General features: G+C 64.5%; 15 protein-coding genes and 4 tRNA genes. 11 read left to right on the forward strand and 8 right to left on the reverse strand.

The annotated features are described in order from the left end of the window. Positions 1–124: 124 nt before the first annotated feature. The 4 genes from ACZ5KU_RS10005 to ACZ5KU_RS10020 all read right to left on the reverse strand — a co-directional run bounded on the left by ACZ5KU_RS10005 (position 125) and on the right by ACZ5KU_RS10020 (position 4,803). Complete coding sequence (locus ACZ5KU_RS10005) at positions 125–1,951, reverse strand: glycoside hydrolase family 15 protein (RefSeq protein ID WP_464737083.1); 1,827 nt, start codon at positions 1,949–1,951, stop codon at positions 125–127. A gap of 107 nt (positions 1,952–2,058) precedes the next feature. Beyond that, on the reverse strand, positions 2,059–2,262 hold the full coding sequence (locus ACZ5KU_RS10010; RefSeq protein ID WP_204375748.1) for a hypothetical protein: 204 nt from the start codon (positions 2,260–2,262) through the stop codon (positions 2,059–2,061). Beyond that, entirely contained in the window at positions 2,259–3,203 is a 945-nt protein-coding gene (locus ACZ5KU_RS10015; RefSeq protein ID WP_464737084.1) for a 2-hydroxyacid dehydrogenase, read from the reverse strand. Before ACZ5KU_RS10015 ends, ACZ5KU_RS10010 begins: the two co-directional genes overlap by 4 nt. 175 nt (positions 3,204–3,378) lie before the next feature. Further along, complete coding sequence (locus ACZ5KU_RS10020; RefSeq protein WP_054063835.1) at positions 3,379–4,803, reverse strand: aldehyde dehydrogenase family protein; 1,425 nt, start codon at positions 4,801–4,803, stop codon at positions 3,379–3,381. A 103-nt stretch (positions 4,804–4,906) separates the two neighbouring features. Here ACZ5KU_RS10020 and ACZ5KU_RS10025 point away from each other — a divergent pair, with 103 nt between their 5' ends. Further along, on the forward strand, positions 4,907–5,806 hold the full coding sequence (locus tag ACZ5KU_RS10025; protein WP_054059829.1) for a LysR family transcriptional regulator: 900 nt from the start codon (positions 4,907–4,909) through the stop codon (positions 5,804–5,806). 127 nt (positions 5,807–5,933) lie between these two features. Here the strand turns inward: ACZ5KU_RS10025 and ACZ5KU_RS10030 are convergent, their stop codons facing one another. Both ACZ5KU_RS10030 and ACZ5KU_RS10035 read right to left on the reverse strand, forming a co-directional pair. Beyond that, positions 5,934–7,484, reverse strand: a complete 1,551-nt coding sequence (locus tag ACZ5KU_RS10030; protein ID WP_054059724.1) for an MDR family MFS transporter — start codon at positions 7,482–7,484, stop codon at positions 5,934–5,936. Beyond that, positions 7,474–8,520 carry an HlyD family secretion protein gene (locus ACZ5KU_RS10035; RefSeq protein ID WP_464737085.1) on the reverse strand — a complete coding sequence of 349 codons (1,047 nt, stop codon included), beginning with the start codon at positions 8,518–8,520 and terminating at the stop codon, positions 7,474–7,476. Before ACZ5KU_RS10035 ends, ACZ5KU_RS10030 begins: the two co-directional genes overlap by 11 nt. Positions 8,521–8,749: 229 nt before the next feature. Between ACZ5KU_RS10035 and gltX the strand changes: the two genes are divergently transcribed. The 10 genes from gltX (at position 8,750) to ACZ5KU_RS10085 (ending at position 14,720) form a co-directional block, all read left to right on the forward strand. Then, positions 8,750–10,231, forward strand: a complete 1,482-nt coding sequence (gltX, locus tag ACZ5KU_RS10040; protein WP_054057981.1) for a glutamate--tRNA ligase — start codon at positions 8,750–8,752, stop codon at positions 10,229–10,231. Positions 10,232–10,469: 238 nt separating this feature from the next. Beyond that, positions 10,470–10,545 (forward strand) — tRNA-Ala (locus tag ACZ5KU_RS10045). 85 nt (positions 10,546–10,630) lie between these two features. Next, positions 10,631–10,706 (forward strand) — tRNA-Glu (locus tag ACZ5KU_RS10050). Positions 10,707–10,763: 57 nt separating this feature from the next. Continuing rightward, a tRNA-Ala gene (locus ACZ5KU_RS10055) sits at positions 10,764–10,839 on the forward strand. A gap of 126 nt (positions 10,840–10,965) precedes the next feature. After that, a tRNA-Glu gene (locus ACZ5KU_RS10060) sits at positions 10,966–11,041 on the forward strand. A gap of 187 nt (positions 11,042–11,228) precedes the next feature. Beyond that, positions 11,229–11,768 carry a TetR/AcrR family transcriptional regulator gene (locus ACZ5KU_RS10065; RefSeq protein ID WP_054057980.1) on the forward strand — a complete coding sequence of 180 codons (540 nt, stop codon included), beginning with the start codon at positions 11,229–11,231 and terminating at the stop codon, positions 11,766–11,768. 30 nt (positions 11,769–11,798) lie between these two features. Then, the gene (locus ACZ5KU_RS10070; RefSeq protein WP_273824979.1) at positions 11,799–12,632 is read left to right on the forward strand and encodes an alpha/beta fold hydrolase; all 834 of its coding nucleotides are present in this window, start codon (positions 11,799–11,801) and stop codon (positions 12,630–12,632) included. A gap of 43 nt (positions 12,633–12,675) precedes the next feature. Then, positions 12,676–13,110 (forward strand): acyl-CoA thioesterase, encoded by a 435-nt coding sequence (locus ACZ5KU_RS10075; protein ID WP_054063831.1) that lies wholly within the window; start codon positions 12,676–12,678, stop codon positions 13,108–13,110. A 76-nt stretch (positions 13,111–13,186) separates the two neighbouring features. Continuing rightward, a complete protein-coding gene (locus tag ACZ5KU_RS10080) occupies positions 13,187–14,146 on the forward strand; it encodes a tRNA dihydrouridine synthase (RefSeq protein ID WP_054059675.1) in 960 nt (319 codons plus the stop codon). Between the two features lie 124 nt (positions 14,147–14,270). Further along, positions 14,271–14,720, forward strand: coding sequence for an Hsp20 family protein (locus ACZ5KU_RS10085; protein ID WP_054059674.1), 450 nt, complete (start codon positions 14,271–14,273; stop codon positions 14,718–14,720). Positions 14,721–14,803: 83 nt separating this feature from the next. Here ACZ5KU_RS10085 and ACZ5KU_RS10090 read toward each other — a convergent pair whose 3' ends face one another. Together ACZ5KU_RS10090 and ACZ5KU_RS10095 are read right to left on the reverse strand one after the other, a co-directional pair. Beyond that, positions 14,804–18,076 (reverse strand): sensor domain-containing protein, encoded by a 3,273-nt coding sequence (locus ACZ5KU_RS10090; RefSeq protein WP_464737086.1) that lies wholly within the window; start codon positions 18,074–18,076, stop codon positions 14,804–14,806. 65 nt (positions 18,077–18,141) lie between these two features. Beyond that, a complete protein-coding gene (locus ACZ5KU_RS10095) occupies positions 18,142–19,032 on the reverse strand; it encodes a LysR family transcriptional regulator (protein ID WP_054063829.1) in 891 nt (296 codons plus the stop codon). Between the last annotated feature and the right edge of the window lie 24 nt (positions 19,033–19,056).

Genomic DNA, 19,056 nt, shown 5'->3' on the forward strand with positions numbered 1-19,056 from the left:
AACCATGGGAAATGTCCTGTCGAATGTCGGGTGATTGAAAGAATTCCAACCCAGTGTATCGACGGGCCATGAACTATATTCAGTTTCGTTACAAACTTCATACAAATGCCCCCAGCCTTGCCGCTCAAGGCTGCCACGGCGTGACGTCGCCGCTGAGCTTGCGGTCGAGAAAGCACGCCGCGCTGATCAGTGCCAGATGGGTCAGGGCCTGTGGCGTATTGCCCAGGTGCCGGGCCTGGGGATCGAATTCCTCGGCATACAGTCCCAGCGGGTTGGCGTAGCGCAGCAACTGTTCGAACTCCAGGTGCGCCTGCTCCACGCGGCCGGCGCGGGCCAGGCACTCGACGTACCAGAACGAGCAGGCGGCGAAGGCGCCTTCGTTGCCCGGCAGGCCGTCGATGGGGTGGTCGTCGTTGCGGTAGCGGTACACCAGGCCGTCGCGTACCAGGCTTTTCTCGATGGCGTCCAGGGTTGCCAGCCAGTGCGGGTCGGTGGCGCCGACGAAGCGTACCAGCGGCATCAGCAGCATCGAGCCGTCCAGGCCGGTGCCGCCGATGTGCTGGACGAAATGTCCGCGTTCGGCATTCCAGAAGTTGTTCCAGATATCGTTGTGGATGGCCTGGCGGGCCTGGTCCCAGCGGGCGAACGGCGCCGGCAGCGAACGCTTGGAGGCCAGGCGGATGGCGCGGTCCAGGGCCACCCAGCACATCAGTCGCGAATGGAGGAAGTGGTGCGGGCCGCCCCGCATCTCCCAGATGCCGACATCGGGCTTGTTCCAGTTGGCGCAGACGTGGTCGATGAGCTGGCCGACACGCAGCCAGTCCTGGTGGGAAATCGCTTCGCCGTACTTGTTGGTCAGGTACACCGCATCCATCAGCTCACCGAAGATATCCAGCTGGACCTGCTCCCAGGCCTGGTTGCCGATGCGTACCGGGCGCGCGTCGCCGTAGCCGGACAGGTGCGTCAGCTCGATTTCGGGCAACTGCCGGGTGCCGTCGATGGCGTAAAGGATATTGAGTTTGATGGCTTGCTCGCAGCCGTCGCCGACACGCCCGCGCAACCAGCGCATGAAGTCGTTGGCCTCCTCGACATAGCCCAGGCGCATGAAGGCGTAGATGGTGAACGAGGCATCGCGGATCCAGGTGTAGCGATAGTCCCAGTTGCGTTGGCCGCCGCGGCTTTCCGGCAGGCCGAAGGTCGCGGCGGCGAGGATCGCGCCGTGCTTGCGCGAGGTCAGCAGCTTGAGGGCCAGGGCCGAACGGTTGACCGCTTCGCGCCAACGGCCACGGTAGGTGGAGCGGCCGATCCAGTGCCGCCAGAACGTCAGGGTGTGCTGCAGGGCCAGTTGGCTGTCGCCGAGCCGGACCCGTGGGTCGTCGAGGGCGCCGAGAAGGAATTCGGCTTCCTGGCCCTGGCCCAGTTGGAAGCTGGCGACGGCGGCATTGCGTTCCACCTGCAAGGGTTGGTCGGCGCACAGGCGCAGGCTCGGCTGGCCCGGTGCATCGAAGCAGACATCGTTGCCGTCGGGGCGGGCGGTGGTGGCGGCGCGGGCGTAGTCATGGCGGACCGCGCAGCGCAGGTGGAACGTCGCCTGGCCGCTGACCACCCGCACACAGCGGATCAGCAGCGGCAGGTCGTCCTGGTCATCGCTGACCGGCAGCAGGTCGGTGATCTCCACCACCGCCTGGGCGCTCAGCCAGCGGGTACGCAGGATATTGGTGTCGGGCAGGTAAATTTGCTCGCGGCGTGCGTCGGGCAGGTCCGGGGCCAGTTGGAAGATCCCGGCGTCGGGCGTGTCCAGCAGGGCACAGAAGATCGCCGGGCTGTCGAAGGCCGGCCAGCAGAAGAAATCGACGCTGCCACGGTCGTTGACCAGCGCGGCGCTGCCCCTGTCGCCGATGATGCCGTGGGCTTCGATTGGGCTCTGGGGTTCGTTGGAACGCTCGGTCATGGCCGCGGGACTCCGGGTCGAGGAACAGGCTTGGTTGAGTGCGCAGCGTGGCGGCACTCACTGAGCTGACCGGTATGGCTCGACGGAAGTTCAGACCGAGGGCAGACTTACTGCTCAGGGGCGTCATCCGGCTCCAGGTTGCCACCCAGGTGATCGCCGAGCTTGAGGCGGTCTTCCTCGATCCAGCCGGTAAAATCCTCACCGTTCCGGGCAACGTACATGACTTGGGCCCAGCCGTCCTCGGTGCTGGCATGGACGGTGACACCATCGCCGGGAATGATCTTGGGGCGTTGGGAAAGGGGGGCGATCACTCGGGCAGGGCAACGGGTGTAAGGACCGGCTGGCCAGAGAAATAGGCCAGCAGATTCTGCGCCACCAGGCTGACCGTCGCCTGCGAAGCCTCCGGCGACAGGCCGGCGACGTGGGGTGTCAACACCACATTGGGCAAGCCCTTGAGCACGTCCGGCACGTTCGGCTCGTCGTCGAAGACATCCAGCGCCGCACCGGCGATCCGCTCCTGCTGCAGGGCGGCGACCAGTTCGTCGGTGAGCACCACGCTGGCGCGGGCGATGTTGACGAGGAAACCGTCCGGCCCGAGGGCATCGAGTTCCTTTCGGCCGATCAGGCCGTTGGTCGCGGCACCGCCTGGCGTGGCGACGATCAGGAAGTCCGAGGCGGCAGCCAGCTCGACTGGCGTTGCACAGTAGGCATATTCGATAGCCTCGCGCTGACGACGATTGTGGTAGCTCACCGCCATGCCGAAACCCCGTGCGGCCCGCTGGGCAATTTCCAGGCCCACGGCGCCCATGCCGAGGATACCCAGGCGCTTGCCGGCCAGTGACGGGCGCATCAGCTTGCGCCATTCGCCGCGACGTACCGAGGCGTCGGCCCTGGGTATATCACGGACCAGCGACAGCAGCAGGGCCAGGGCATGATCGGCTACCGACGAGGCATTGGCGCCGGCGCCGTTGGTCACGACGATGCCGCGTTGCCTGGCCGCGTGCAGGTCGACCTTTTCATAGCCGGCGCCGATCGCGCAGATGATCTCCAGCAGTGGCAGGGCGGCGATTTCATCGGCGAACAGGCCGAGCGGGCCGCGGGTCAGCACGGCGTTGATGCGTGCGCCCTGGGTGGCGATGGCTTCGGCGCGCAGGGCGCTGGTGGGCGCGAGGATCAGTTCGAAGCCATGGCGCTCGATGATCGGCAGGTATTCGGTGACGGTCTCCGTCAACACCAGTACGACGTTGGACATGCGGCTCTCCGCCCGTTGGCCAGTGAATGTCGGCCAACCTAACGCCGAGGGACCGCCGGGGCAAGCCTGTCAGTTGATTCTGATTGCCACCTGGTCCTTGTGGGCGATTCCCGGGTGTTGCGCAAGGCTTGAGTACCTGTTCGCGGGCAAGCCACGCTCCCGCAGGGATCGCATTTCAGGCAGGCAGCCCGAGCAGCGCCTTGGGTTCGAGAAAGGCTTCCATGCCATAGGTACCGTACTCGCGGCCAATCCCCGATTGCTTGAACCCACCGAACGGAGCCTTCGGCTCGTGGGCCAGGGTATTGATCAGCACGCGCCCGGCCTCGATCCGTTCTGCAACCTTGCGGGCCCGTTCGATATCGTGGCCCAGCACATAGGCCTGCAGGCCGTAGGGCGTGTCGTTGGCGATACGAAGGGCATCCTCCTCGTCACGGTAAGTGATGATCGACAGCACCGGCCCGAAGATTTCCTCGCGGGCAATGGTCATGTCGTTGGTCACCGCGCTGAACACCGTCGGCCGGACGAACCAGCCGGCTTCCAGACCTTCGGGCAGGCCTTCGCCACCGCTCAGCAGGCGCGCGCCGCTGTCGAGGCCGATGCGGATGTAACGCTGCACCCGCTGCCACTGCTTCTCGCTGACCATCGGCCCGATGCTGGTGTCCGCCGACCGCGGATCGCCGCTACGGATCCCGGCAATGGCCTTGAGCACGGCCGCCTCGGCCTCGGCCAGGCGTTGCTCCGGTACCAGGATCCGGGTGCCGGCGATGCAGGCCTGGCCGCTGTTCATGAAGCCGGCCTGCAGGGCCAGGGGGATGGCCTGGTCGAAGTCGGCATCGTCTAGGATCAGCACCGGTGACTTGCCGCCCAGCTCCAGGGTGACCCGTTTCAGGCTGTCGGCGGCCGAGCGCAGGATGTGCTTGCCGACGGCGGTCGAGCCGGTAAAGGAAATCTTCGCCACGTCCGGGTGGCTGCTGAGCCGCGCACCAACGGTTTCGCCGCGCCCGGTGACGATGTTGAAGACTCCGGGCGGTAGGCCGGCCTCATGCAGCGCCTCGCTGACGATGCGGGTCTGCAGGGCACTCATTTCACTGGGCTTGATCACCGCCGTGCAGCCGGCGGCGATGGCGGCGGCGAGCTTGCCGCAGATGAAGCCGGCGTTGCTGTTCCACGGGGTGATCAGGCCGGCGACCCCGAGCGGTTGCATGCTCACCTGGGCACTGCCGGCCTGGCGGATGAAGTCATAGTCCTGCAGGACCCGGGCCGCCTCCTGCAGCACGCTCGCCGCGTGCCGGGCCATCCACAGCGAGCGCGAGGCAGGGGCACCGTACTCTTCGATGATCGCCTCGTTGAGTTGTTCTTCACGGGCGGCGATGGCGGCATGCATGCGCAGCAGCAGGGCGACACGCTCGGTCCTGCCGGTGCGGGAGAAGGCCGGAAAGGCCGCCTTGGCGGCCGCGATGGCGGCATCGGCGTCGTGCTCGTCGGCGAGACGGACCTGGCCGATGACCCGGGCGGTGCTCGGGTTGAACAGGTCGAACCATTCCTGGCCATGGGGGGTGACAAACGTGCCGTTGATGTAGATCTGGTCAATGCGTTGCATGGCGGCTCCAAAGCGTGTTCGGGTGGTGTCGAATACGGTAAGCGACTAGCATTGGCCTGATAAGTGGGATAAATCGGCATGACTTGGTGAGTGATTTGGGATAATGCGCACATCAGGGCTCAGTGAACTGGAAGCGGTGCTGGCGGTGGCCCGGCACCGCAGTTTTCGCGCGGCGGCCGCCGACCTGGACGTGTCGACCTCGGCATTGAGCCATGCGGTGTCGGCGCTGGAGGGGCGGCTCGGCACCCGCCTGTTCAACCGCACGACCCGCAGCGTGGCCTTGTCCGAGGCCGGGACGCAGTTCGTCGAGCGCATCTCGCCGGCACTGTCGACCATCCGTCAGGCCATGGAGCAGGCCGGCAGCCATGCCGGTGTGCCCAGCGGGACGTTGCGCATCAACACGTCGGTGGGGGCGGCGAACCAGGCGATGGCGTTGTTCATCGAATACATGCGGCGTTATCCGCAGATGAATGTGGATATCGTCACCGAGAGCAAGCTGATCGATATCGTGGCGCAAGGTTTCGATGCCGGCATTCGCCTGCACGAGAGTGTGCCCCAGGACATGATCGCCGTTCCCCTGGGTCTGCCGTTGCGCCTGCTGGTGCTGGGCAGCCCGGACTATCTGGCGCGGCATCCGCTGCCGCAGACACCGACCGATCTGTACCAGCATCGTTGCATTCGCCTGCGCATGCCGAGCGGCCGGATCTACCATTGGGAATTCTCGCGCCACGGCCAGAGCCTGGAGGTGGATGTGCCGGGCGTGCTGACCCTGGATGAGCCGGGCCTGGTCCTGGAGGCCGCGCGGGCCGGGCTGGGACTGGCCTTTATCTCGCAGTGGAACGCGGCGGCCGATGTGGCGGCGGGGACTCTGGTCCCGGTCCTGCGGGACTGGACACCAGCGCTCGATGGTCTGTCGCTGTACTACCCGGGCCGCCGACACGTACCGGCGGGGTTGCGGGCGTTGATCGAGCTGATCCGCGAGCGCGGCGGGGCGCTTCTGTAGTTACTGCGGGATTGTGTTGGCTTCTTCGCGGGCAAGCCCGGCTCCTACAGTGATGAGGTGTCCGCCAATGGTGTGTACGACGCTCCCCCTGTAGGAGCCGGGCTTGCCCGCGAAGGGGCCCTTGAACTCAATGCGCCTCCCCGGCCTTGACGCCCGCCGGCAGCGCCCGGGTCAGCAGCACCGCGAGCATGCTGATGCCCAGTGCCAGCCCGACGTAATGGAAGGCGTCGTTGTAGGCCATGATCAGCGCCTGCTGGTGGGTGATTTCACTGAGCTTGCCCAGTGCCGCGGCATCGCTGCCCAGCTTCTGCGCCAGCAGTGCCAGGCGCTCGGCCACTTGCGGGTTGGCCGGGACGATGGCTTCGCGCAGGTAGTCGAAGTATTCCCGGGTTCGTGCATCCAGCAGGGTGGCGAGCAGGGCGATGCCGATGGCGCCGCCGAGGTTGCGCAGGATGTTGAACAGGCTGGAGGCCGAGCCGGCATCCTGGGGCTGGATGTAGGCGGTGGCGATCAGCGAGATGGTCACCATGATCAGCGGCTGGCCCAGGGCGCGGATGATCTGGATCTGGTTGAACTGCGGGCCGGCGAAGTCCGGGTTGAGTACCCCCGAGGAAAAACTCGCCAGCCCGAACAGGCCGAAACCCACGGCGCAGAGCATCTTCGGTGACACGAATTTCATCAGTTTGGGCACCAGCGGAATCAGGAACAGCTGCGGCACGCCCATCCACATGATCACCTCGCCGATCTGCAGGGCGTTGTAGTTCTGGATCTGCGCCAGGTACAGCGGCAACAGGTAGATCGAGCCGTACAGACCGACCCCCATGCCCAGGCTGGAAATGCTCGACAGGCCGAAGTTGCGATTGCGCAGAATGCGCAGGTTGATCAGCGGGTTGGGCCTGGACAGTTGCAGGATGACGAAGGTGATCAGGCTCAGCAGGGCGATGCTGCCCAGGGCCAGGATCAACTCCGATTCCAGCCAGTCCTTGCGATGCCCTTCCTCCAGGAACACCTGCAGGCAGCCCAGGCCGACGCCCAGTGTGACGATCCCTGCGTAGTCGGTGCTCTTGAGCAGTTCCCAGTGCGCGTCCTTCTTCTCCAGACCGTAGAGCAGGCCGGCGATCATGATCAGGCCGGGCGGGATGTTGATATAGAAGATGTATTCCCAGCCCCAGTTCTCGGTCAGCCAGCCACCCAGGGTCGGGCCGATCGACGGGGCGAAGGTGGCGGTCATGGCAAACATCGCCATGCCCTTGGCGCGGTGGTGTTCCGGCAGCTTGATCAGGGTCAGGGTGAAGGCCAGCGGGATCAGCGCGCCGCCGGTAAAGCCCTGCATGGCACGGAACACGATCATGCTCTCCAGGTTCCAGGCCATCGAGCACAACAGCGACGAGGCGAGGAAGCCCAGCGATACCCAGGTCGCCAGGCGCCGGGCCGAGAGCAGTTGCACCAGCCAGGCGGTGAGCGGGATCATGATGATTTCCGCCACCAGGTAGGAGGTGGAGATCCACGAGCCTTCCTCCAGGGTCGCCGACAGGGCGCCCTGGATGTCCTTGAGCGAGGAGTTGGTGATCTGGATGTCGAGCACCGCCATGAAGGCACCGAGCATCACGCTCATCACCGCGATCCAGTCGCGCCGGGTCGGTTCGCCGACCGGGCGGATCAGGGCATCACCGGCCATTGCCGTTATCGCGGATATCGACCTTGACGGTGACCGACATGCCCGGACGGATCAGGCCGTGCAGCGGGTTGTCGGCGGCGAACACCAGCTTGACCGGAATGCGCTGCACCACCTTGGTGAAGTTGCCGGTGGCATTGTCTGGCGGCAGCAGGCTGAACTGCGCGCCGGAAGCGGCGAACAGGCTGTCGACCCGGCCCTGGATTGGCGTGTCCTCATAGGCATCGAACCGCAGCGTGGCGTTCTGCCCGGGGTGCATGTGGCCGATCTGGGTTTCCTTGAAGTTGGCCTGGACCCAGATGGCCTGGTCCGGAACGATGGACAGCAGGTAGGCACCGGTCTGCACGTACTGGCCGTTGCGTGCCGCGCGCTGGCCGACCAGGCCGCTGATCGGCGCGCGGATTTCGCTGCGGCTCAGGTTCAGTTCGGCCTGGGCCAGTTCGGTGCGGGCGCTGGCGATCTGGCCGTCGAGACGCTTGAGTTCGGCGGTCAGGGCGTTGACCTGCTGGCGCTGGCTCTGCAGGTCGGCCTGGGCCTTGGCGACCTGGGAGCGGGCGATGTGGTTGTCGGCGGACAGGGTGGTGACCCGCTCCTCGGAAACGTAGCCGGGCTTGCGCAGGGTCTGGGCCCGCGACAGGTCGAGCTGCGAGCGGCCCAGGCTGGCCTGGCTGGCGGCGACCTGGGCATCGGCCGCGGCAATCAGGCTGGCCTGCTGGGTCAGCTTGCTCTGCGCCTGCAGCCGTTCGGCCTCGCGGGTGGCGAGGGTGGCGTTGGCGCGCTCGACCGCCAGCTGGAAGTCGGCCGCTTCCAGCCGGACCAGCAACTGGCCTTGCTCGACAGGCTGGTTGTCGGCCACCAGCACCTGGTCGATGCGCGCCGCGAGCTGGCTGGAAACCCGGGTGATCTCGCCCTGGACGTAGGCGTTGTCGGTGCTTTCATAAAAGCGCCCGCGCCAGAACCACTCGGCGAAGAGACCCAGGGCGAGCAGCAGGACGAGCAGCAGGAACACGAACAGGCGGCGTTTGAGTTGGGCGGGCATGGGCAGGCAACGATCGGAATAATTAGTGAACTTCTCGGTAGATAAATCTGGCACAGCGCCCTTAGTGGGTAAATGCCACCAATTGAGAAACCCCCGGTTTTAGTGGCCTGGGACCCTTTTTCGACCGAAGCTTGGCTTATATGCCCTCTGCCTGCCGCCCATGCTGGAGGCGAGGGCGGTCGGCCTGTTACCATTCGCCCTTTGTTTTATCTCTATTTCGAGACCATCCATGACCACTGTCCGCACTCGCATCGCGCCATCGCCCACTGGCGATCCCCACGTTGGTACCGCCTACATCGCCCTGTTCAACTACTGCTTTGCCAAGCAGCATGGTGGCGAGTTCATCCTGCGGATCGAAGATACCGATCAGTTGCGCTCGACCCGCGAGTCCGAACAGCAGATTTTCGATGCGTTGAACTGGCTGGGCATTACTTGGGCCGAAGGCCCGGACGTCGGTGGCCCGCACGGTCCGTACCGGCAGAGCGAGCGTAGCGAGATCTACAGGAAGTACACCCAGCAACTGGTCGACATGGGCCATGCCTTCCCGTGCTTCTGCACCGCCGAAGAGCTGGACCAGATGCGTGCCGAGCAGATTGCCCGCGGCGAAACCCCACGCTACGACGGTCGTGCGCTGCTGCTGTCGAAAGAGGAGGTGGCCCGTCGCCTGGCCGCCGGCGAACCCCATGTGATCCGCATGAAGGTGCCGACCGAAGGCGTCTGCGTGGTGCCGGACATGCTGCGTGGCGATGTCGAGATCCCGTGGGATCGCATGGACATGCAGGTGCTGATGAAGACCGACGGTCTGCCCACCTACTTCCTGGCCAACGTGGTCGACGACCACCTGATGGGCATCACCCACGTGCTGCGCGGTGAAGAGTGGCTGCCATCGGCACCCAAGCTGATCCTGCTCTACGAGTACTTCGGCTGGGAACAACCGAAGCTGTGCTACATGCCGCTGCTGCGCAACCCGGACAAGAGCAAGCTGTCCAAGCGCAAGAACCCGACCTCGGTGACCTTCTACGAGCGCATGGGCTTCATGCCCGAGGCAATGCTCAACTACCTGGGCCGCATGGGCTGGTCGATGCCGGACGAGCGCGAGAAGTTCTCGCTGCAGGAAATGGTCGACCACTTCGACCTGTCCCGCGTCTCCCTCGGCGGGCCGATCTTCGATATCGAGAAGCTGTCCTGGCTCAACGGCCAGTGGCTGCGCGACCTGCCGGTGGAAGAGTTCGCCCGCCGCGTGCAGAACTGGGCGTTCAACCCCGAGTACCTGATGAAGATCGCGCCGCTGGTGCAGAGCCGCGTCGAGACCTTCAGCCAGGTCGCGCCCCTGGCGAATTTCTTCTTCGCCGGCAGCCTGCCGCTGGATGCCAAGCTGTTCGAGCACAAGAAACTCTCGCCGGAGGATGTGCGCAAGCTGATGCAACTGATCCTGTGGAAACTGGAAAGCCTGCGCCAGTGGGAGAAGGACAGCATCACCGCGACCATCCAGGCGGTGGTCGATGCCCTGGAGCTGAAGCTGCGTGATGCCATGCCGCTGATCTTCGCCTCGATCACCGGGCAGGCGAGTTCGGTGTCGGTGCTCGACGCGATGGAAATCCTCGGCCCGGACCTGACGCGCTTCCGTCTGCGCCAGGCCCTGGAACTGCTGGGTGGCGTGTCGAAGAAGGAAAACAAGGAATGGGAAAAGCTGCTGGGCACTATTGCCTGAATCGGCGCCTGAGCCGGTAGTGGCCACGTCATAGCCGTCTTTGCCGGTTGTGGACGTGGCCGACAACCCCCGGTTTTCCGGGGGATCGCGGTAAGTGATTGTTATCGCGGAAAAAATTTTTGAAAAATGTTCAAAAAAAGTTTGACAGGGGAGTGGGTCGCACTTAATATGCGCCCCGTCCACAAGACAACACGGAAACACAGCGACAACGCTGAGATGATGTGAAGTCTGACACTGTGGGGCTATAGCTCAGCTGGGAGAGCGCTTGCATGGCATGCAAGAGGTCAGCGGTTCGATCCCGCTTAGCTCCACCAAATTAGAAGCTTCAGGTTACGCTACACTGATCTGGAGTTTGTACCGCGAATCGGAACCAGCGCCGATAGGGTACACAAGGGTTACGTCCCCTTCGTCTAGTGGCCTAGGACACCGCCCTTTCACGGCGGTAACAGGGGTTCGAGTCCCCTAGGGGACGCCAGTTTCACACAAGTGACATTGCAGCTTGATGTCGCTGCGCCGAGAGGCGAAAAAATCCGGGGCTATAGCTCAGCTGGGAGAGCGCTTGCATGGCATGCAAGAGGTCAGCGGTTCGATCCCGCTTAGCTCCACCAATTTACGGTTCAGCACCTGGCCACACCGGTACTGAACTGATGTTGCAGGATACTGCAGGTGCATCCAGTCACCGGGGCAGTAAAAGTCGCCAACAAGCCGACTCCTGCAATGAAAGAAGGGTTTGCGTCCCCTTCGTCTAGTGGCCTAGGACACCGCCCTTTCACGGCGGTAACAGGGGTTCGAGTCCCCTAGGGGACGCCACGATTACCCGCTCTGCGGGATTTTTAAGGGTCATTCATCTTTGAATGACCCTTTTGTTTTTTCCGAAATTTTTATTTTCCGCACTGAATTCCTTTTCGCATTTTTCAGTCAGACCAGCGGTCATGCGAAGACCTTGCGAAAAAATATTATGAGAATAATATTTCCGATGTAATATCTGGAGATGGCAATGAACGACAAAAAGGCCCAGACCCGTGAGCGCATCCTGCAGGCTGCCAGTGCCGCGTTGATCCAGCGTGGCCCGGCCGAGCCGAGTGTCAGTGAGGTGATGGCCGCCGCCGGTCTGACCGTGGGTGGCTTCTACGCGCATTTCGAGAGCAAGGACGCCTTGATGCTCGAGGCATTCAAGCAATTGCTGGCGCAGCGTCGGGCGAAAATGGATGAAGTCGACGACGCGCTGAGCGGCGAAGAACGGCGGGCCCTGTTTGCCGCGTTCTACCTGTCGCGCAAGCATCGCGATGCGGTCGACCATGCCTGCCCGCTGCCGGCGGTGGTGGGAGAGATCGGCAGCCTGCCGGAGTGCTTTCGCGAGGCGCTCAACGAACATGTGGAATTGATGGTCGCGCAACTGGCGGCCAGTCCCGAGGACACCGACAAGGCCCTGGCCGATATCGCCCTGATGATCGGTGGCCTGGCCGTGGCCCGGGCGCTGGGCCCGGGAGAGTTGTCCGACAGATTGCTGCGTGCCGCCAAGTCGGCGGTGCGCTGAAGGTTTCGACCTGGCCTGAGGTAATACCCGATGAACACTTTGCGCTGGATACGTGGCATCAATGGCACCTTGGGACGAGTGGCACCGCGGGTGGCCGCGAGCCGGATGCGTCAGGTTTTCATGACGCCCCGCGAGCGTTCGCCGCGGGATTGGGAGTTGCCGTTGCTGGCGACGGCCGAAAGGATCACCCTGCGTTTCGGTCTTTCCGCGCTGCGCTGGGGGCAAGGCCCCACCGTGCTGCTGATGCATGGCTGGGAAGGGCGACCCACGCAGTTCGCGAGCCTGATCGAGGCGCTGGTGGCCGCCGGTTACACCGCCGTGGCCCTCGACGGCCCGGCTCATGGCCAGTCGCCCGGGCACGAAGCGAATGTGGTGGCGTTTGCCCGCGCGCTGCTCGAGGCCGCCGCCGAGCTGCCGCCGCTCAAGGCGGTGATCGGCCATTCCATGGGCGGTGCCAGCGCGATGCTCGCCACCCAGCTCGGGCTGCGTACCGAGGCGCTGGTCAGCATTGCCGCTCCGGCACGGGTGCTGGGCGTATTGCGGGGCTTCGCCCGGCATGTCGGCTTGCCGCCACGGGCGCGTTCGGCGTTTATCCGGGAAGTCGAACGGGATGTCGGGATGCGTGCCGAGCACCTGGATATCGGGCATTACCAGATGGACATGCCCGGCCTGATCGTGCATGCCGAAGACGATCAACTGGTGGCGGTGGATGAATCGCGACGTATTCACGAAGCCTGGTTCGACAGCCGCCTGTTGCGCCTGGAAAGCGGCGGCCATCAGCGGGTGCTGGCCGATCCGCGGCTGATCGATGGCGTGCTCGCGCTGCTGGCCGGGCGTAGCATGGCGCAGCGCCAGTCGGCCTGATCCGTTACACTGGCCCGGTCTTTGAATCGACCGGGAGCGGTACATGAGCTGGGATCTGGCGACACCCTTCATCCTCGACCTGCAGGTGGCCGCCGAGGACATCGACGGCCTCGGGCACGCCAACAACGCGGTGTACGTCACCTGGCTGGAGCGCTGTGCCTGGCGGCATTCCCAGCGCCTGGGGCTGGACCTGAGCGAGTACCGCCGACTGGACCGGGCGATGGCCGTGGTGCGTCATGAAATCGACTACCTGGCTGCCGCCTACGAAGGTGATGAACTGCAATTGGCGACCTGGATCGTCGATTGGGACCAGCGCCTGAAAATGACCCGACGCTTCCAGCTGGTACGCCCCAGCGACAACCTGACCCTATTGCGTGCGCAGACCACCTTCGTCTGCATCGAGCTGTCCAGCGGCAAGCCCAGGCGCATGCCTGAGGAGTTTCTCCAGGGATACGGGCCGGCGCTGCAGTCGGCCTGAGGGTGTACCGGTTTGCTGCGGAACCCCGTAAACTGCCGCGCCTTTCGATATCCGCCTTTTTCAATGAGAGTCACCCATGCAAATTGCCCTGGCGCCCATGGAGGGGTTGGTCGATAACATCCTGCGCGATGTCCTGACTCGCGTCGGCGGCATCGACTGGTGCGTCACGGAGTTCATCCGTATCAACGATTCGCTGCTGACGCCGGCCTACTACCACAAGTTCGCCCCCGAACTGCTCACCGACGCCCGCACCGCCGCCGGCGTGCCGCTGCGCGTGCAACTGCTCGGTTCCGATCCGGTGTGCCTGGCCGAAAACGCGGCGCTGGCCTGCGAGCTGGGCTCGCAGGTGATCGACCTGAACTTCGGTTGCCCGGCCAAGACCGTGAACAAGTCCCGGGGCGGGGCGGTGCTGCTCAAGGAGCCGGAACTGCTCAACAGCATCGTCGAGCATGTGCGCCGGGCGGTACCGGCGCACATTCCGGTGACGGCGAAGATGCGCCTGGGTTTCGACAGCCCGGATGGCGCGCTGGTCTGTGGTACGGCCCTGGCCGAAGGCGGTGCCGCGCAGATCGTCGTGCATGCGCGCACCAAGGTCGATGGCTACAAGCCGCCGGCCCATTGGGAGTGGGTGGCGCGGGTGCAGGACGTGGTCAAGGTGCCGGTGTTCGCCAACGGTGACATCTGGTCGCTGGAAGACTGGCGGCGCTGTCGCGAGGTCAGTGGCGCCAAGGATTTCATGCTCGGTCGCGGTCTGGTGTCGCGCCCGGACCTGGCCCGGCAGATCGCGGCCGAGAGCGCCGGTGAAGAAGTGGTCGAGATGAGCTGGGGCGAATTGTTGCCGCTGCTCCAGGACTTCTGGCTGCAGGCCCGGGCGCAGCTCACGCCGCGCCAGGCGCCGGGTCGCCTGAAGCAGTGGCTGGCGATGTTGACGCGCAACTACCCGGAGGCGGTTGAGCTGTTCAGCCATGTGCGCCGCGAGACCGACTGCGACACGGTCAGCCGTCTGCTGCAGGTGCCGCTGTCCGAAGCGGCCTGACGCGGGCGCCAGAAAAATTTTTCGACAATCTCTTGAAATGCGTTTGGGCGTTCCTATCTAAGGGGTACGCGATGCCGAATTCGGGTCGCGAATCAAACCACTCGCTGAATTTCAGGAGATTGACATGACTACCGCATTTTCCCTGGCTCCACTGTTCCGTTCCTCCGTTGGCTTCGACCGTTTCAACGATCTGTTCGAAACCGCGCTGCGCAACGAGCCGGGCAGCAGCTACCCTCCTTACAACGTTGAAAAACACGGCGAAGACCAGTACCGCATCGTCGTCGCGGCCGCCGGTTTCCAGGAAGAAGACCTGGAGTTGCAAGTCGAGAAGGGCGTATTGACCGTCAGTGGCGGCAAGCGCGAAGCCAAGGCTGAACACGTCAGCTACCTGCACCAGGGCATAGCCCAGCGTGCCTTCAAGTTGTCCTTCCGCCTGGCCGACCATATCGAGGTCAAGGCTGCCGGCCTGAGCAACGGTCTGTTGAACATCGACCTACTGCGGGTCGTACCGGAAGAGGCGAAAGCCAAGCGCATCCCGATCGGTGGGACGCAGCAACCGGCCCTGCAGCACTAAGCTCGAGTCTGCAGGACAGAGCCCCGCTTCGGCGGGGCTTTTTGTTGGCGGCCCGGCTGTCTCCCGCAAGGGGGCTGCGGGGTTCACAAAAGTCTTTTGAAGTCTTCCAGCGGCAACGGCCGGCTGTGCAGGTAACCCTGGTACAGATGGCAGCCCAGGCCTTCGAGGAACATCAACTGTTCCGGCAGTTCCACCCCTTCGGCAATCACCGTCAGCCCCAGGCTGCGGGCCATGGCGACGATCGCGCGGATGATCTCCGCATCGTTGGGGTCGTGGGTGGCGTCACGCACGAACGACTGGTCGATCTTCAGCGCATCCACCGGCAGGCGCTTGAGGTAGGTCAGCGACGAATAGCCGGTGCCGAAGTCATCCATGGCGAAACTGACGCCGAGCTTGTTCAGGCGGCGCATCTTGTTGATGGTGTCCTCCATGTTCTGGATCACGATGCCTTCGGTGATTTCCAGCTTGAGCATCGAGGATGGCACGTTGTGCTGCAGCAGGCAGCGCTCCACCCGTTCGACGAAATCGGCCTGGCGGAACTGCCGCGGGCTGATGTTCACGCACAGGCTGAAGGAGTGGGCGATCAACCCTTCGCGCAACAGCACGCCAAAGGCCTCGCAGGCGTGGTCGAGAATCCAGGTGCCGACTTCGAGGATCAGCCCGCTGTCCTCCAGGACCTTGATGAATTCGGTGGGCGATTGTGCGCCGAGTTCCGGGTGGTGCCAGCGCACCAGCGCCTCGGCACCGACGATGCTGTTGTCGCGGGCGTCCACCTGGGGTTGGAAGTGCACGCTGAACTCGCCCCGGGAAAGCGCCTGGCGCAAGTCGTTCTCCATGCGCAGGCGTTCGCTGGCGGCCTTCTGCATGGTGCTGTGGAACATCTGGGTGATGTTGCGGCCGGAGTCCTTGGCCCGGTACAGCGCGATATCCGCGCGCTTGAGCAGGTCGGCGGGGGTCGAGCCATGGTCCGGGATCAGTGCCACGCCGATGCTCGGGGTCACCTGCAGGCGCTGGCCGTCGAGGAACATCGGTTCGGCCAGCAGCTCGCGGATGGTGTCCGCCAGGTCGCGAACCTTTTGCGTCACTTCACTGCGTGAGCCTTCCAGGCCGCTGAGCAGCACCACGAATTCGTCACCGCCGAGCCGCGCCACGGTGTCTTCGATGCGCACGCTGGCCTCCAGGCGGGCGGTGACCACCTTGAGCACGGTATCGCCCACCGGGTGGCCGAGTGAATCGTTGATGTGCTTGAAGTGGTCGAGGTCGAGAAACAGCAGGGCGCCGCGCAGGTTGTGGCGCTTGAGCAGGGCGATCTGCTGACTCAGGCGGTCGGTCAGCATGGCCCGGTTGGGCAGGTTGGTCAGCGGGTCGTGGTAGGCCAGGTGACGGATCTGTGCCTGGGCGTTCTTCAGCTGGCTGATGTCCCGGGCGGTCAGCAGCAGGCAGGCGGTTTCGTTGAGGGTGATCGGCTCGACCGAGATCTCCACCGTCAGCACGTCGCCGCGCTTGTTGCGCCCGAGCATGTCGCGATGGGGAACGTGGCCGCGTTCCTTGAGCTCCTCCAGGAGTGAGGTGCGCTCCTTGTGGTCGGCCCAGATGCCGAGTTCATACACGGTGCGGCCGATGACCTCGGCGTTGGAATAGCCGGTCAGCCGGCAGAAGCCATCGTTGACCTCCAGATAGCGGCCGCTCTGGCGTTCGATGATGGTGATGGCGTCGGGGCTGGAGTGGAAGGCCTTGGCGAATTTCTCCTCGCTGGCCTTGAGTGCGGCTTCGGCCCGTTGCTGCTGGGTGATGTCGCGCAGGGTGGTGACGATGCAGGGACGCTGCTCGACCTCGATCTGCCGGCTGCTGATCACGCAGGTCAGGGCCTGGCCGCTCTTGTGGTGCACGACCACCGCGACATTGTTCAGCGCCTGGTCGCGGATCACCTGCTGGATGCGTTGCAGACGCTTGGCCGAGTCTTCCCAGAGGCCGATCTGGTCGGCGCTGCGGTGGCGGATCTCGTCCAGGCTCCAGCCGAAGGTCTGGGTGAAGGCCGGGTTGATCTCGATGAACTGGCCGGTGTCCTGCAGGGTCACGCAGATCGGGTCGGGGCTGGCCTGGAACAGGCTGGCGAACTTTTCTTCCGAAGCCTGCAGGCGCTGCTCGCGCTCTACCTGCTCGGTGATGTCGAGCAGGGTTCCGGCCATGCGCAGCGGTTTGCCTTCGCTGTCGCGGTAAAGCCTGGCGCGGCTTTCCAGGTAGCGCGAGGTGCCATTTTCCAGTTGCACCCGGTAGGTGACCTGGTAGCTGCCCGCCGGGCCTTCGCGCAGGCTGCGATAGGCATCGCGCATGTTTTCGCGTTCTTCGGGAGGGACGCCGTCAAAAAAGGCATCGAAGGACTCATGGAAGGGGTGTGGTTCCAGGCCGTGCAATTGCGCCGCGCGTGCCGAGCCATAGAGCATGCCGCTGGGGATGTGCCAGTCCCAGGTACCCAGTTGGGCCGAGTCCAGGGCCAGGTCGAGGCGCTCCTGGCTGTCCTTGAGGGCCTGGGCGGCGTTGTTGCGCTCGGTGGTATCGAGAAAGGTGCTGAGCAGGTAGGCCTGGCCCTCCAGTTCGACCCGCTGGGCGCTCAGAATGCCGTCGTGGATCTGGCCGTTGCTGGCGCGGAACTGCACCTCCTGGCTGACCGGGTCGGTTCTGCCGCGCAAGGACCTGACCAGCCTTGCCCGTTCTTCCGGGTGCACCCACAGACCCAGTTCCAGGGTGGTCATGCCGATCACCTGCAGCGCCGGCCAGCCGAACAGGCTTTCGAAATACTGGTTGGCCTCGCTGATCAGGCCGTCTTCCTCACGGGTCAGCAGCACCATGTTGGGGCTCAGGTGAAACAGGGTGGCAAAGCGTTTTTCCGAGCTGCTGAGGGCCTGCTCGCGCTGGCGCTGCTGGGTGACCTCGCGGATCACCCCGATCATCCGCTGCTTGCCGTTCTTGTCCGGCAGCAGGCTGCCGCTGATTTCCAGCCAGTGCAGGCTGCCGTCCGGCCAGCGGATGCGGTGGTGCATCGCCTGTTCCACCGGCTCGCCGGCGAGTACCGCGTGAAAGGCGCGCAGCGTGCGGGCGCGGTCCTCGGGCGGCAGCAGGTCGAAGTAGTCGATATCCTTGGGCAGTGGCTGGTGCGGGTCGAAGCCGAACAGCGCCTGGGTGCCGCGGGACCAACTGACCTGGCCGTTCTCGATGTCCCAGGACCAGGCTCCCAGGCGCGCACCGTTGAGGGCGGCCAGCAACTGCGGGGCGCTTTCCCAGCTCTTTTCCGACTCGTGAGGGTCGAGGGCATGGATGCGCGGCAAGGGCGGAATACGGCTAGCGTTCTTGGGCATCAACGGCAGTCCTTGGGTGAAAGGCACGTTATTGCTGCAAGAGGCCTGGGCTGAGACGAGCCGGCTTATGCCGTAAGGGTCGGCAAATCCGTCTGCGCATCCAATAAAGCCATAAAGGCCCGTGCGGCATTCGACAGCGTCCGTTCGGTATGCAGGATATAGCCTAGCTGGCGACTGAGCTGTATGCCCGGTAAAGGTATGCGCGCGACCTGGTCGTCGAGCATGGTGCGTGGCAGCACGCTCCAGGCCAGGCCGATGGACACCATCATCTTGATGGTTTCCAGGTAGTTGGTGCTCATGGCGATGTTCGGCGTCAGGCCCTGGGCCTCGAACAGGCGCTGGACGATGTGGTGGGTGAAGGTGTTGCCGCCGGGGAAGACCGCCGGTCGGTGGGCGATGTCCCGCAGGCTGACCTGGTCGTTGCTGGCCAACGGGTGCTCGGGGGCGACGACGAAATCCAGTGGGTCGTCCCACACCGGCACGGCACGGACCAGGTGATGGGGCTCCGGCGCCAGGGTGATGACCGCCAGTTCGGCGCGGCCGTGGAGAATTTCCTCGTAGGCGACTTCCGAATCGAGGAACTGAATGTCCAGCGCCACCTTGGGGTACTGCCGGGTGTAGGCCCGCAGCAGCGGAGGCAGGCGGTGCAGGCCGATGTGATGGCTGGTGGCCAGCGTCAGGCGGCCGCTGACTTCGCCGGTGAGGTTGGTCAGGGCCCGGCGGGTGTCGTCGAGCACGTTGAGGATCTGGTAGGCGCGGGGCAGCAGGGCGCGACCGGCCTCGGTCAGGCCGACCTCACGGCCCAGTCGGTCGAACAGGCGCACGTTGAGTTGCTGCTCCAGGCCGGCGATCCGTTTGCTGATGGCTGGCTGGGTCAGGTGCAGGCGTTCGCCGGCCCCGGAGAAGCTGCCGGTTTCGGCGATGGCGATAAAGGCGTTGAGGTTGGCCAGGTCCATGATCGGTATTCCAGATGGCTATCC

This window comes from Pseudomonas sp. Tof1 (assembly GCF_055390395.1).

What these genes read in the sequence shown, in the direction of transcription:
- ACZ5KU_RS10005 (WP_464737083.1), bottom strand. Translation starts at nt 1,951, where the DNA reads ATGACCGAGCGTTCCAACGAACCCCAGAGCCCAATCGAAGCCCACGGC.
- ACZ5KU_RS10015 (WP_464737084.1), bottom strand. Translation starts at nt 3,203, where the DNA reads ATGTCCAACGTCGTACTGGTGTTGACGGAGACCGTCACCGAATACCTG.
- ACZ5KU_RS10020 (WP_054063835.1), bottom strand. Translation starts at nt 4,803, where the DNA reads ATGCAACGCATTGACCAGATCTACATCAACGGCACGTTTGTCACCCCC.
- ACZ5KU_RS10025 (WP_054059829.1), top strand. Translation starts at nt 4,907, where the DNA reads ATGCGCACATCAGGGCTCAGTGAACTGGAAGCGGTGCTGGCGGTGGCC.
- ACZ5KU_RS10030 (WP_054059724.1), bottom strand. Translation starts at nt 7,484, where the DNA reads ATGGCCGGTGATGCCCTGATCCGCCCGGTCGGCGAACCGACCCGGCGC.
- ACZ5KU_RS10035 (WP_464737085.1), bottom strand. Translation starts at nt 8,520, where the DNA reads ATGCCCGCCCAACTCAAACGCCGCCTGTTCGTGTTCCTGCTGCTCGTC.
- gltX (WP_054057981.1), top strand. Translation starts at nt 8,750, where the DNA reads ATGACCACTGTCCGCACTCGCATCGCGCCATCGCCCACTGGCGATCCC.
- ACZ5KU_RS10065 (WP_054057980.1), top strand. Translation starts at nt 11,229, where the DNA reads ATGAACGACAAAAAGGCCCAGACCCGTGAGCGCATCCTGCAGGCTGCC.
- ACZ5KU_RS10070 (WP_273824979.1), top strand. Translation starts at nt 11,799, where the DNA reads ATGAACACTTTGCGCTGGATACGTGGCATCAATGGCACCTTGGGACGA.
- ACZ5KU_RS10075 (WP_054063831.1), top strand. Translation starts at nt 12,676, where the DNA reads ATGAGCTGGGATCTGGCGACACCCTTCATCCTCGACCTGCAGGTGGCC.
- ACZ5KU_RS10080 (WP_054059675.1), top strand. Translation starts at nt 13,187, where the DNA reads ATGCAAATTGCCCTGGCGCCCATGGAGGGGTTGGTCGATAACATCCTG.
- ACZ5KU_RS10085 (WP_054059674.1), top strand. Translation starts at nt 14,271, where the DNA reads ATGACTACCGCATTTTCCCTGGCTCCACTGTTCCGTTCCTCCGTTGGC.
- ACZ5KU_RS10090 (WP_464737086.1), bottom strand. Translation starts at nt 18,076, where the DNA reads ATGCCCAAGAACGCTAGCCGTATTCCGCCCTTGCCGCGCATCCATGCC.
- ACZ5KU_RS10095 (WP_054063829.1), bottom strand. Translation starts at nt 19,032, where the DNA reads ATGGACCTGGCCAACCTCAACGCCTTTATCGCCATCGCCGAAACCGGC.